The organism is Streptomyces sp. NPDC050161, from assembly GCF_044460025.1.
Lineage (GTDB): Bacteria > Actinomycetota > Actinomycetes > Streptomycetales > Streptomycetaceae > Streptomyces.
Genome location: NZ_JBITJM010000006.1, coordinates 279,377 through 291,786 on the forward strand (window position 1 = coordinate 279,377; position 12,410 = coordinate 291,786).

Sequence of the window (12,410 nt, forward strand, 5' to 3'; positions counted from 1 at the left end):
TTCGGTTACACCGTCACGACACTGCTGCCAGCGCCTCTTCCAGGGTGAACGCCTTCGCGTAGAGCGCCTTGCCCACGATCGCGCCCTCGACACCTTCGGGCACCAGAGCCGCGAGGGTCCGCAGGTCGTCGAGCGAGGAGACGCCGCCGGAGGCGACGACCGGCCGGTCGGTGGCCGCGCAGACGTTCTTGAGCAGGTCGACGTTGGGGCCCTGGAGGGTGCCGTCCTTGTTGATGTCGGTGACGACGTAGCGGGCGCAGCCCTCGGAGTCGAGCCGGGCCAGCGTCTCGTACAGGTCGCCGCCGTCGCGGGTCCAGCCGCGACCGCGCAGGGTCGTGCCGCGGACGTCCAGGCCCACCGCGATCTTGTCACCGTGCTCGGCGATGACCTTGGCAACCCACTCGGGGGCTTCGAGGGCCGCGGTGCCGAGGTTGACGCGGCGGCAGCCGGTGGCGAGCGCGGCGGCCAGCGAGGCGTCGTCGCGGATGCCGCCGGACAGTTCGACCTTGATGTCCATGGAGCGGGCGACCTCGGCGATCCGGGCGCGGTTGTCGCCGGTGCCGAAGGCCGCGTCGAGGTCGACGAGATGCAGCCACTCGGCGCCCGCCTGCTGCCAGGCCAGGGCGGCCTGGAGGGGGTCACCGTAGGACGTCTCGGAGCCGGACTCGCCGTGCACGAGGCGGACGGCCTGGCCGTCGCGGACGTCGACGGCGGGGAGGAGTTCGAGCTTCGGGTGCGGCATTACAGAGTCTCGATCCAATTGCTCAGGAGCTGGGCACCGGCATCGCCGGACTTCTCGGGGTGGAACTGGGTGGCCCACAGCGGGCCGTTCTCGACCGCGGCCACGAAGGGCTCACCGTGAGTGGCCCAGCTGACCTTCGGCGCGGCGATGTGCGGGTTGCCGGTCTCCAGCTCCCACTCGCGCGCCGCGTAGGAGTGCACGAAGTAGTAGCGGTCACCGGCGTCGAGGCCGGCGAAGAGGCGGCTGCCTTCGGCGGCGTCGACGGTGTTCCAGCCCATGTGCGGGACGACGTCGGCCTTGAGGGGGCCGACGGTGCCCGGCCATTCGTCGAGGCCCTCGGTCTCCACGCCGTGCTCGATGCCGCGGGCGAAGAGGATCTGCATGCCGACGCAGATGCCCATGACCGGGCGTCCGCCGGAGAGCCGGCGGCCGATGATCCACTCGCCGCGGGCGTCCCGCAGGCCGCGCATGCAGGCGGCGAACGCGCCGACGCCGGGGACCAGCAGCCCGTCGGCGTTCATCGCCCGCTCGTAGTCGCGGGTGATCTCCACGTCGGCGCCGACGCGGGCGAGGGCGCGCTCGGCGGAGCGGACGTTGCCGAAGCCGTAGTCAAAGACCACGACCTTCTTCGGGGCCGTCAATTCCACACCTCCAGCCGCAGCACGCCGGCGACCAGGCACATGGCGGAGCCTATGGCGAGCAGCGTGATCAGGCTCTTGGGAAGCTTCTGCTTCCAGAAGGAGTAGACGCCGCCGATGAGGAAGAGACCGACCAGGATGAAGGCGGTCGACAGGCCGTTCACAGGGCACCCTTCGTGGAGGGGAGGATTCCGGCGGCGCGCGGGTCGCGTTCGCTGGCGTACCGCAGGGCCCGTGCCAGGGCCTTGAACTGGCACTCCACGATGTGGTGGGCGTTGCGTCCGTACGGTACGTGGATGTGCAGGGCGATCTGGGCCTGCGCGACGAACGACTCGAAGATGTGCCGGGTCATCGTCGTGTCGTAGCTGCCGATCATCGGCGCCATCGGCTCGGGCTCGGTGTGCACGAGGTAGGGGCGGCCCGAGAGGTCGACGGTGACCTGGGCGAGCGACTCGTCCAGCGGGACGGTGCAGTTGCCGAAGCGGTAGATGCCCACCTTGTCGCCGAGCGCCTCCCGGAAGGCGGCGCCCAGCGCGAGCGCGGTGTCCTCGATGGTGTGGTGGGTGTCGATGTGCAGGTCGCCGTCGGTCTTGACCTTGAGGTCGAAGAGGCCGTGCCGGCCGAGCTGGTCGAGCATGTGGTCGTAGAAGCCGACCCCGGTCGACACGTCGACCTGGCCGGTGCCGTCGAGGTCGATCTCGACCAGTACCGACGTTTCCTTGGTTGTGCGCTCCACGCGTCCCACGCGGGTCATCGCTCGTTCTCCTTCAAGCTGCGTTCCTTGAACAGCGCGCGTACCGCGTCGAGGAACGCGTCGTTCTCTTCCGGGGTGCCGGCGGTGACCCGCAGCCATCCCGGTACTCCGTTGTCCCGGACCAGTACGCCGTGGTCGAGGAGGGCCTGCCACGCGACGTGCGCGTCGTCGAAGCGGCCGAACTGCACGAAGTTGGCGTCGGATGCGACGACTTCGCAGCCGATCGCACGCAGCTCGGTGACCAGGCGGTCCCGCTCGGTCTTGAGCTGCTGGACGTACTTCAGGAGGGTATCGGTGTGCTCCAGGGCGGCGAGCGCGGTGGCCTGGGTGATCGACGAGAGGTGGTACGGGAGGCGCACCAGCTGCACGGCGTCGACGACGGCGGGGTCGGCGGCCAGGTAGCCCAGGCGCAGTCCTGCGGCGCCGAACGCCTTGGACATGGTCCGCGAGACGACGAGGTTGGGGCGGCCCTCGATCAGCGGGAGCAGCGAGGGGCGGTGGCTGAACTCGCCGTACGCCTCGTCGACGACGACGAGGGCGCCCGCGGTGTCCGCCCTGGCGGCCTGGGCCGCGTCGTACAGCGCAAGGACGGTCCCGGCGTCGACGGCGGTGCCGGTGGGGTTGTTGGGCGAGCAGATGAAGACCACGTCGGGCCGGTGCGCGGCGATCTCGGCGCGGGCCGCGTCGACGTCGATGGTGAAGTCGTCGTTGCGGGCTCCGGCGATCCAGCCGGTGCCGGTGCCGCGCGAGATCAGCGCGTGCATGGAGTACGACGGTTCGAAGCCGAGCGCGGTGCGGCCGGGGCCGCCGAAGGTCTGCAGCAGCTGCTGGATGACTTCGTTGGAGCCGTTGGCGGCCCACACCTGGGCGGCGGTGACGTGGTGGCCGCCGGTGCGGGAGAGGTACGCGGCCAGGCCGGTGCGCAGTTCGACCGCGTCCCTGTCGGGGTAGCGGTTGAGGTTCCTGGCGGCCTCGGTGACGCGTTCCGCGATCCGCCGGACCAGCGGCTCGGGCAGCGGGTAGGGGTTCTCGTTGGTGTTCAGACGGACCGGGACGTCGAGTTGCGGTGCGCCGTAGGGCGATTTGCCGCGCAGTTCGTCACGGATGGGGAGATCGTCGATGCGGGTCGCAGCGGGGGTGCGGGTCACGTGCCTGCTCACTTGTTCTGTGGGACCTTCCAGCCGAACCTTGCCTTCAGCGCGGCGCCGTGGGCCGGGAGGTCCTCGGCCTCGGCGAGGGTCACCACGTGGTGGGCGACCTCGGCGAGCGCGTCGCGGGAGTAGTCCACGACATGGATGCCGCGCAGGAAGGACTGCACGGACAGGCCCGATGAGTGGCAGGCGCAGCCGCCGGTGGGAAGGACGTGGTTGGAGCCCGCGCAGTAGTCGCCGAGCGACACCGGGGCGTAGGGGCCGACGAAGACGGCGCCGGCGTTGCGGACCCGGGCGGCGACGGCGGGGGCGTCGGCGGTCTGGATCTCCAGGTGCTCGGCTCCGTAGGCGTCGACGACCTTCAGGCCCGCGTCGATGCCGTCGACGAGGACGATCGCGGACTGCTGCCCGGCCAGGGCCGCGGTGATCCGTTCGACGTGCTTGGTGGCGGCGACCTGCGGGGCGAGGGCGGCCTCGACGGCGTCGGCGAGCGCGGGCGAGTCGGTGACCAGGACGGCGGCTGCGAGCGTGTCGTGCTCGGCCTGGCTGATCAGGTCGGACGCGACGTGCCCGGGGTCGGCGGTGGCGTCGGCGAGCACCGCGATCTCGGTGGGCCCGGCCTCCGCGTCGATGCCGATCCGGCCCTTGAGCAGGCGCTTGGCGGAGGCGACGAAGATGTTGCCGGGGCCGGTGACGAGGTTGACCGGGCGGCATTCGTCGGTGCCGTAGGCGAACATCGCGATGGCCTGGGCGCCGCCGGCGGCGTAGACCTCGTCGACGCCGAGCAGCGCGCAGGCGGCGAGGATCGTCGGGTGCGGAAGGCCGCCGAACTCCTTCTGGGGCGGGGAGGTGACGGCGATGCCGTCGACGCCGGCTTCCTGCGCCGGGACGACGTTCATCACGACGGACGACGGGTAGACCGCCAGACCGCCGGGGACGTACAGGCCGACCCGCTCGACCGGCACCCAGCGTTCGGTGACCGTGCCGCCGGGGACGACCTTGGTGGTGGTGTCCGTGCGGCGCTGTTCGCGGTGGACGATCCGGGCGCGCCGGATGGACTCCTCCAGGGCGGCGCGGACGGCCGGGTCCAGCTCCTTCAGGGCCTGGTCCAGGGCGTCGGCCGGGACGCGTACCTGCTCGATCTCGACACCGTCGAACCGCCGCGCGTAGTCGATCAGCGCGGCGGTGCCGCGATGGCGTACGTCCTCGCAGATGGGCCGCACCTTCTCCAGGGCGGCTTCCACGTCGAACTCGGCACGGGGCAGCAGGTCGCGCAGGGCGCCGCCCTCGGGAAGGGCGTCACCGCGCAGATCGATTCGGGAGATCACCCTCCCAGTGTCTCAGACCCGCTCCCGCGTCCCGTTGTCCGTATCACTGAGTGATACAACGCGCCGCACGGCCCGGACCTGCCGATCGAAGTTGACCGGAGTTGGCCCTGACTGTTCGTGTTCAGGCGTTCACCGGGCGGGAATGGGCCAGGTACAGGCGGACGCAGGCCCGTACACGACCGGTACGGAGGGCGGCGGGGCGCGCCGGATCCGTACGGAGAACGAGAGGGGGAACACGCGGTGACCGAGCCCGGGGACGGCGACGCGCCGGCCGATCTGCAGCTGACATCGGCGGAATGGAGCATGTGGCAGGCGTTTCGCAACGGCAGCACCTGCGATCTGCACATCGGGGACGCGGCCAGGGACGATCCGCACGGGCAGCATCTGTGGGGTCCTGACCGCCGGGTGCGGGCACGGGTGGTGGCGCTGCTGCTGCTTGACGGGCCGCCGCCGCAGCCGGGCCGGGTGCCCGCGCTGAAGCTCACCGGCGCGTACATCACCGACATCCTCGACCTCGCGGGCGGCGCGATCAAGCCATTCGTGGAGCTGCGGGACTGCCGCTTCGAGGGCGAAGTGGTGCTGCCGGAAAGCCGGTTCACGACGCTGCGGCTGGTGAACTGCGCGATACCCCGGGTGGAGGCGGCGCGGCTGCAGACCGAGGGCGATCTGCATCTGCCGCGCTGCGTGGTCCACTCCGGCATCCGGCTGACGGACGCGCACATCGGCACGGACCTGCTGCTCAACCAGATCGTGGTGCACAAGGACCGGCAGGGCAGGTCGGTCATGGCGGACGGGCTGGCCGTCGCCCAGGACCTCCAGGCCGAGATGATCGAGTCGTACGGCGAGCTGTCGCTGCGCGGCGCGACGGTCGGCGTGTCGCTCAGCCTGCGCGGCAGCCGGCTGAGCAATCCGTTCGGCCGCCGGGCGCTGAACGCCCCGCAGCTGACCGTCGAGCGGACCCTGCACCTGACCGCGGCCGGCCTGGCGAACTCACCCTTCTCCAGCAGCGCCACTCCCCCGTACGGCCTCGCGCACACGCCCCCGCGCGGCACCCGGATGCAGCGCTTCGAGTGCGAGGGCGGCATGCGTCTCGACGACGGGCGGTTCGGGGACGCCGTCGACATGGAGCACGCGCGCTTCATCATGGAGTCCGACCAGGAGCTGTCGCTGCGCCGCATCCAGACGCCCGAGCTGCGGTTCCTCGGGGAGCGTCCGCAGCGCGGCCGGGTGATCCTCTCCGGCGCCCGGGTCGTCAACCTCGTCGACAAGGCGGCGAGCTGGCCGGGGCTCGGCGGGCTGTGGATGGCCGGTTTCACCTACGAGACGCTGATACCGCGCGGGCACTTCCCGCTGGCGCTGCGGATCCAGTGGGTGGCCGCGGCGACACCGGAGTACGCCCCGGAGCCGTACGAGATGCTCGCCACGGCGCTGCGCATCAGCGGCGAGGACGCCGACGCGCGGGAGGTGCTGCTGGCCAAGCAGCGGCGGCGCCGGGAGACGCTGCCGCTGGCCGCCAAGGCGTGGGGGTTCCTCCAGGACTGGACGGTGGCCTACGGCTACCGCCCTGGCCGGGCCGCGGTGTGGATGGCGATCCTGTGGGCGATCGGCACGGCGTACTTCGCCCACTCGCCGCCCCCGGCGCTGAAGGCGGACGAGGCGCCGCCGTGGAACCCGTACCTGTACGCGCTCGATCTGCTGCTGCCGGTGATCGACCTCAATCAGGGCGCCGCGTGGAATCCGGGCGGCGGGGCGCAGTGGGTGGCCGCCGTCATGATCATCACGGGCTGGATCCTGGCCACGACGGTCGCCGCGGGCGCCTCACGGCTGCTGCGGCGGCAGTAGCGGGGCCGGTGGCGCGGCTGCTCCCGGGCGCCGCGCCCCGGTGTACGCCGTCCGGGCACGGACGCGGAGGCACGGCCTCCGCCCGGGGGGCGGGCACGGCGCCGTACGCGCTCCTCTAGGCTTACCGGCTGTGACCTCCGTACGCCTACCGCTCTTCCCGCTGAACTCGGTGCTGTTCCCGGGACTCGTGCTCCCGCTGAACGTCTTCGAGTCGCGGTACCGGGCGATGATGCGCGACCTCGACGCGCTCCCCGATGACGACCGCCGCTTCGGCGTGATCGCGATCAGGGACGGCCGCGAGGTGGCGCCCACCGCCCAGGGCATGCCCGACGCGACGGTCCCGGCAGCCCAGGGCCCCGCCGCCGGCTTCGGCGACGAGCCGATGGCCGCCTTCCACGCCGTGGGCTGCCTCGCGGACGCGGCGACGATCCGGGCCAAGTCGTCGGACGAGGACACCGGCTACGAGGTGCTGGCCACCGGCACCACCCGCTTCCGGCTGCTGTCGGTGGACGCGTCGGGCCCGTACCTGACCGCCGAGATGGAAGAGCTGGACGAGGATCCCGGCGACGGCGCCGGCACCCTGGCCGCCGGTGTCGTACGGGCCTTCCGCACCTACCAGAAGCGTCTCGCCTGGGCGAACGAGCGGACGCTCTCCAGCGGGCAGGACCTGCCGGCCGATCCGTCGGTGCTGTCGTACCTGGTCGCCGCGGCGGCCGTCCTGGACGTGCCGGCCAAGCAGCGGCTGCTGGAGGCGCCGGACACCGCGGCCCGGCTCGGCGAGGAGCTGAAAGTCCTTCGCCAGGAGTCGGCGGTGCTCGGTAAGCTCCCCTCGCTGCCGGCCGTGGACCTGACCCGGCAGCCGACCAGCCCCAACTGACGTACGCCCGGCGGGCGTACCGACGTTGCCACCCCACCGACGCGAGGCACCTCACGTTGTCCAAGAAGTCGAAGAAGGACCGGCCCGGCGCCGCGGGCGGCACCCCGGCGACGGTCGCCCTGGCCGCCTCCGGTGTGCCGTTCACCGTCCACTCCTACGTGCACGACCCGGCCGCCCCGTCCTACGGCGAGGAGGCGGCCGAGGCGCTCGGGGTGGCGCCCGAGCAGGTGTTCAAGACGCTGCTGGCCGAGGTGGACGGCGCCCTGACGGTCGCGGTGGTGCCGGTGTCCGGTGCCCTCGACCTCAAGGCGCTGGCGTCCGCGGTGGGCGGCAAGCGCGCCGCGATGGCCGACCCGGCAGCCGCCGAGCGCAGCACGGGATACGTACGCGGCGGGATCTCGCCACTGGGGCAGCGCAAGCGGCTGCGGACGGTGGTGGACGCGTCGGCCGAGGGCCGGGCGACGGTCTGCGTGTCGGCCGGCCGCCGCGGCCTGGAGGTCGAGCTGGCCCCCGCCGACCTGGTCTCCCTCACCGGGGCGCTGGTCGCGCCGATCGCGCGGGGCTGAGCGGGGGCCTGCCCGTACGGCCTCAGGCGTCCGGTGACCGCTGCTCGTGCGGGTCGGGCCAGTGCGCCGCGAACATCTCGGGCTCCGGGTCGCGCGGCCCGAACAACCCGGTCAGCGCCAGCTGCGTCACCATCGCCGCGATCGGCCAGGCCAGCAGCGCGCCCATGGCCTGGAGGCGGAGCGGCCCGTCGAAGGTCACTCCGGTACCTGCCTGCTTGGCGTGCGCGACGACGTCGTCGGTCGGGCCCAGCGTCATGCCGAGCTGCCAGCCGAGCACGGCGCCCAGGAGTCCGCCGACGACCAGGGCGATCACCAGCGGGACGCCGCCGCGCCTGCGGAAGAGGAAGACCGCGGCGGCGCTGACCAGGCCGAAGCCGAGGGAGAGCAGCACGAAGGTGCCGTCGGCGCCGATCGCCTCCTCGCCCTCGGTGTTCTTGAGGTAGACGTTGCGGGTGTCGGCGACCAGCGGGATGTGCGGCGCCAGCCAGGCCCAGAGCACGCCGAGCAGCGCGCCGCTGACCGCCACCGCCAGCGTGATCACCGCGGCGTCGCGCAGCTCACGGCCGAACGGCGGTGCGTCGGCGGCGGACGGCGGGTGGGCGGACGGGTCGGCCGATGCGCCGGTGGCGGGCGCGGCCCCCGGGTTCTGCGGTTCGTCGGACGGTTCGTTGTCGGGCGTCAGCGGTGCGGTCACCCCGTCATCGTGCCAGGTGGACGGGGTGGTGTCGGCAGCAGGACGGCCGTCGGGGCCGGCGGCGCCGGTCATCGGCTCGCCGCCCGGCGAAAGGCCCAGGTCGCGAGCGCCAGCGAAAGCAGTCCGACGGCGGCGCAGACGCCCAGGTCGGCGCCGACCGCGAGCCAGTCCGGATGGGGCTCGAAGGTGCGCGACAGCGCCTCCACACCGTAGGTGGACGGCAGCAGATCGCGGGCGTAGCCGATCAGCGTCGGCATCCGCTCGGCCGGCAGCACGCCCAGCAGCAGCGCGGCCGACATGCCCAACTGGCCGCAGAGGGTGGCGAGTTCCTGACGCGGGGCGAGCAGGCCGAGGAAGGCGCCGAGGCCCGACAGGGCCGCGCCCGCCAGCGGGAGCACGGCGGCCAGCACCCAGAGGTTGGCCATCGGCAGCTGGAAGAGGCCGCAGCCGATGAGGGCGGTCACCACCGTTCCCGGCACCGTGAACGAGGCGTACGCGCCGGCCGCGCCGAGCACCACGGCGGCCGGCGGCACCGGCAGTGTCGCGTAGTGGTCGAGGCCGCCGCCCGCCCTGAGCTGCCCGAAGTACTGGGCCAGGAGGTTGAGCGCGACGAACGCGACGACCAGCACGCTGGATCCGGAGACCACGGCGCGGGCCTCTTCGGGGCTGTCGACCACGCCGCGCATCAGGACCATGATCCCGACGGACTGGAAGGTGGCGACGAACAGCAGCGGGATCCGCGCGACCCGGGCCCGGGAGAGCTGGGCGCGGTAGACGGCGCCGAGCGCGGGCAGCAGCCGGGCGCGCGGTGCCAGCGGTGCCGCCAGGCCGTGTCCGGCGCGTTCCCCGGCGCCGGGGGGCACCGCACCTGCCTCGGTCACCGCCTGCACGGGCACCACACTCACGCGTTCATCCTGCCTTCCTCGGTACGGCGGTACGGCGCCGCGGCCCGCTGCCGCCGGGCCTGCGTACGCCGCGGCTCACGCCTTGACCAGTCCATCGGACCGGCCGCCGAGCGCGAGGTAGACATCCTCCAGGCTCGGGGTGGCCAGCGTGAAATCGTCCAGGGCGGCGAAGGCGGCGCCCGAGGTGACCGCGGCGACCGCGGCGCGGGCCTCGTCGGCGGGCAGCCGCAGGCTCCAGCGGCGCCCCGACACGCGGGCCGCCGTCCGCAGCGCGGCGACCTCGGGGACGCCGAGCGGCGGGCGGTCACGCCACACCAGCTCAAGGCGCACCTCGTCGCTCACCCGTTCCTTCAGCCCACCGGGCGTGTCACAGGCGATCAGCTGTCCCCTGTCGATCACCGCGACCCGGTCCAGGACGCTCTCGGCCTCCAGGACGTTGTGCGTCACCAGCAGGACGGTCGCGCCGCGCTCGGCCCGGCGGCGGTCGACGGCGGCCCAGACGGCGCGCCGGGCGACCGGGTCCATGCCGGTGGTCGGCTCGTCCAGGACCAGCAGGGGCCGCTCGCCGGTCAGGACGGTGGCGAAGCAGGCCAGCCTGCGCTGCCCGCCGGAGAGTTTCTTCAGGGGGCGGCCCGCCAGCTCGCCGAGTTCCAGTTCGGTGAGGATCGCGTCCCGCTCGGCGCGTGCCCGGCGCGGGTCGAGGCCGCGCAGCCGGCCGGTGGTCTCCACGGCCAGGGAGACGGTCATCTCGTCCAGGGCGGTGGATTCCTGCCCGAGGTAGCCGAGCAGCCGGGCGGCGCGTTCGGGGTGGCGCACCACGTCGTGGCCGAGGATCCGGACGCTGCCGGAGTCGGGCCGCAGCAGTCCGGTGAGCTGGCGTACCAGGGTGGACTTGCCGGCGCCGTTGGGGCCGAGCAGGCCGAAGATCTCGCCGCGGTGGACGTCGAGGGTGATGCCGTCGCTGGCTCGTACGGCCGGCGCCTGTGCCGCCCCGCGGCGCCCGCGCATCGCGGGGTACGTCTTGACCAGGTCCCGCACGGCGCACACCGTCTCGCCGCGCTCCGCCTGTTTTGCGCCCGTCCTCACGAGCTATGAGGGTACGCGTCCCCGGCCCGCCTCCGGCCCGCGGGGCTGCGGTGGCGGGCCGGGGCGTTGCGGGTGCGGGCGGGTCAGTCGCCGGCCGGTGCGTGTTCGGCGGCGGTGCGCTGGTCCACCTCGCGCCAGAAGCCGGCCCTGATCGCGTACCTGTCGTGCTCGTCGATCTGGTCGTCCTTGTGGGCGAGCAGCCCGAAGCGGGCGGCGTAGCGCAGGAGTTCACCGTCGATGCGGTGCGGGATGCGGGGGTATTCCGTCGAGAGCAGCTGGAGGTGGGTGGTGCCGGAGAGCCGGTCGGTCCAGCGCCTGGCGAAGACCTGGCCGACCTCGAAGGGGTCGCCGCTGACCGCGGTGATGTCCTCCTCGCGGTCGGCCCAGCGCTGCTCGGCGCTGGTCAGCTGGGCGAGGGTGGGCAGCAGCGCGGTCTCGGACGGCTCGCCGACCGGGCCGCCGCGCTCCACCCAGCCCTTGTCCGACGACCAGCGCAGGGTGGCGCTGGGGGCGGGCACCTGGGGTGCGGCGGGCGACGCGCCGGGCGCGCGGCCGAGACCGGCGAGGTCCTTGGGGGTGGGGACGACCTTGGCGCCGCCGGAGCCGTTCTCGCTCCCGGCCGTCGCCCCGTCGCGTTCGGCCGCGGGCCTGGCGCTGCCGTTGCCGTTGCCGTTCCGTTCGTGGCCGCCTTCGGCGGTGTCGGGCCCGGAGGCGGAGGCCGCTGCCGCGGCTGCCGCGACGGCGGATTCGGGCAGCGGCGCGGAGAGGATGGCGGCGATCTCCGGGCGGGGCACCGGCGGCGGGGCGCAGGGGCCGCCGAGTTCCTTGGCGCGTACCGCGCGGGTGATCCAGGCGCGGTCCAGCACCCGGCGTTCGTCGGCCTCGGCGACCAGGTCCTCGGACTGGTTGTAGTCGCCGTCGGCGGCCTGTACGGCCCAGAGGTGGACGGCGACGCCGTGTTCCTTCGCGGACATCAGGCCGGGCAGCAGGTCGCCGTCGCCGGTGACCAGGACGATGTCGGAGCAGGCGCGGTTACGGGCGAGTTCGGTCAGTTCGGCGTGCATGGCCGCGTCCACGCCCTTCTGTGCCCAGCGTCCGTCGCTGCGGGTCAGTGCGCCGAGCCGGACGGTGACCCGGGGCATCACGCGCAGCCTGCGGTGCTCGGGCTGCGGGACGCGGTCGGGGGCGCCGTCGAACCAGTAGATGCGCAGCAGCGGCTGTTCGGTGTCGGCTTCGGCACGTTGACGCAGGCCCTGGATGAGGGCGGCGTGGTCGACGGTGATCCGGGACCGGGCGGGCTCTCCTGCCAGCAGGCTCGCGGCGGCGCCGAGCAAGTATCCGGCGTCCACCAGGACGACGCAGCGATCCATGTTCCACCCTCTTCCCTGAGGTGCTGAAGTCCGGTCGCCCCCCGACTCGGGCCTGGCGGCGCGAGTTTCCTTCGGGTTTACCTTCGAGTCTGCCCGACCGTACGGGGGTTATCTGCCCGACCTGGATCATCGGCGTGGCGGATTCGGCGGTTCCGCGGGTGGTGCCGGACACTTGCGCTTCTCACTCATGGTAATTGCCCGAAATGCAGGGTGGTGTCCGGCATGTAACTCTGGTCGCGGCCCCGATCCCGGGATCCCCCTCAGGAGGCAGATCATGGCCAAGCACAAGAAGGACCGAAGTAAGCAGCAGAAGGGCGGCCCGGCCGAACACGGCCGCGAGCAGGCCCAGAAGTCGACCATCGAAGCCATCTCGCAGCCGCAGCAGTCCGCGCAGGGCAGCCCGGCGGACGTGGCCCGCAAGCACCAGCGGCGCTTCGGCCACAACTGACGTATCCCG

The 12,410-nt window shown here is 73.0% G+C and carries 14 protein-coding genes; 4 read left to right on the forward strand and 10 right to left on the reverse strand.

The window, feature by feature from the left end; translation table 11 throughout:
• Positions 1-13: 13 nt before the first annotated feature.
• The 6 genes from priA to hisD are packed head-to-tail and all read right to left on the reverse strand — an operon-like array spanning position 14 to position 4,613.
• Positions 14-742: a bifunctional 1-(5-phosphoribosyl)-5-((5-phosphoribosylamino)methylideneamino)imidazole-4-carboxamide isomerase/phosphoribosylanthranilate isomerase PriA gene (priA, locus tag ACIBK8_RS13630; RefSeq protein ID WP_399041937.1), complete on the reverse strand. Its 729-nt coding sequence runs from the start codon at positions 740-742 to the stop codon at positions 14-16.
• Positions 742-1,383, reverse strand: a complete 642-nt coding sequence (gene hisH, locus ACIBK8_RS13635) for an imidazole glycerol phosphate synthase subunit HisH (protein WP_399041938.1) — start codon at positions 1,381-1,383, stop codon at positions 742-744. Before hisH ends, priA begins: the two co-directional genes overlap by 1 nt.
• A complete protein-coding gene (locus ACIBK8_RS13640; RefSeq protein ID WP_393679444.1) occupies positions 1,380-1,544 on the reverse strand; it encodes a hypothetical protein in 165 nt (54 codons plus the stop codon). Before ACIBK8_RS13640 ends, hisH begins: the two co-directional genes overlap by 4 nt.
• Positions 1,541-2,134 carry an imidazoleglycerol-phosphate dehydratase HisB gene (hisB, locus tag ACIBK8_RS13645; RefSeq protein WP_393679446.1) on the reverse strand — a complete coding sequence of 198 codons (594 nt, stop codon included), beginning with the start codon at positions 2,132-2,134 and terminating at the stop codon, positions 1,541-1,543. Before hisB ends, ACIBK8_RS13640 begins: the two co-directional genes overlap by 4 nt.
• Positions 2,131-3,294 (reverse strand): histidinol-phosphate transaminase, encoded by a 1,164-nt coding sequence (locus ACIBK8_RS13650; RefSeq protein WP_399041939.1) that lies wholly within the window; start codon positions 3,292-3,294, stop codon positions 2,131-2,133. Before ACIBK8_RS13650 ends, hisB begins: the two co-directional genes overlap by 4 nt.
• Positions 3,291-4,613, reverse strand: a complete 1,323-nt coding sequence (gene hisD / locus ACIBK8_RS13655; protein ID WP_399041940.1) for a histidinol dehydrogenase — start codon at positions 4,611-4,613, stop codon at positions 3,291-3,293. The genes ACIBK8_RS13650 and hisD overlap by 4 nt, the downstream gene beginning before the upstream one ends.
• A 240-nt stretch (positions 4,614-4,853) precedes the next feature.
• On the opposite strand from hisD, the gene ACIBK8_RS13660 reads away from it, so the two are divergent.
• From ACIBK8_RS13660 to ybaK, 3 genes are all read left to right on the forward strand, one after another.
• Positions 4,854-6,455: an oxidoreductase gene (locus tag ACIBK8_RS13660; RefSeq protein ID WP_399041941.1), complete on the forward strand. Its 1,602-nt coding sequence runs from the start codon at positions 4,854-4,856 to the stop codon at positions 6,453-6,455.
• Positions 6,456-6,585: 130 nt separating this feature from the next.
• Entirely contained in the window at positions 6,586-7,332 is a 747-nt protein-coding gene (locus ACIBK8_RS13665; RefSeq protein ID WP_399041942.1) for an LON peptidase substrate-binding domain-containing protein, read from the forward strand.
• A gap of 56 nt (positions 7,333-7,388) precedes the next feature.
• The gene (ybaK, locus tag ACIBK8_RS13670) at positions 7,389-7,898 is read left to right on the forward strand and encodes a Cys-tRNA(Pro) deacylase (protein ID WP_393679454.1); all 510 of its coding nucleotides are present in this window, start codon (positions 7,389-7,391) and stop codon (positions 7,896-7,898) included.
• 22 nt (positions 7,899-7,920) lie between these two features.
• Here the strand turns inward: ybaK and ACIBK8_RS13675 are convergent, their stop codons facing one another.
• The 4 genes from ACIBK8_RS13675 to ACIBK8_RS13690 form a co-directional block, all read right to left on the reverse strand.
• Entirely contained in the window at positions 7,921-8,592 is a 672-nt protein-coding gene (locus tag ACIBK8_RS13675; protein ID WP_399042075.1) for an ABC transporter permease, read from the reverse strand.
• Positions 8,593-8,660: 68 nt separating this feature from the next.
• Positions 8,661-9,497 carry an ABC transporter permease gene (locus tag ACIBK8_RS13680; protein WP_399041943.1) on the reverse strand — a complete coding sequence of 279 codons (837 nt, stop codon included), beginning with the start codon at positions 9,495-9,497 and terminating at the stop codon, positions 8,661-8,663.
• 75 nt (positions 9,498-9,572) lie between these two features.
• A complete protein-coding gene (locus tag ACIBK8_RS13685) occupies positions 9,573-10,583 on the reverse strand; it encodes an ABC transporter ATP-binding protein (protein ID WP_399041944.1) in 1,011 nt (336 codons plus the stop codon).
• A gap of 83 nt (positions 10,584-10,666) precedes the next feature.
• A complete protein-coding gene (locus tag ACIBK8_RS13690) occupies positions 10,667-11,953 on the reverse strand; it encodes an NYN domain-containing protein (protein WP_399041945.1) in 1,287 nt (428 codons plus the stop codon).
• A 274-nt stretch (positions 11,954-12,227) separates the two neighbouring features.
• On the opposite strand from ACIBK8_RS13690, the gene ACIBK8_RS13695 reads away from it, so the two are divergent.
• The gene (locus ACIBK8_RS13695; protein WP_399041946.1) at positions 12,228-12,401 is read left to right on the forward strand and encodes a hypothetical protein; all 174 of its coding nucleotides are present in this window, start codon (positions 12,228-12,230) and stop codon (positions 12,399-12,401) included.
• Positions 12,402-12,410: the final 9 nt, after the last annotated feature.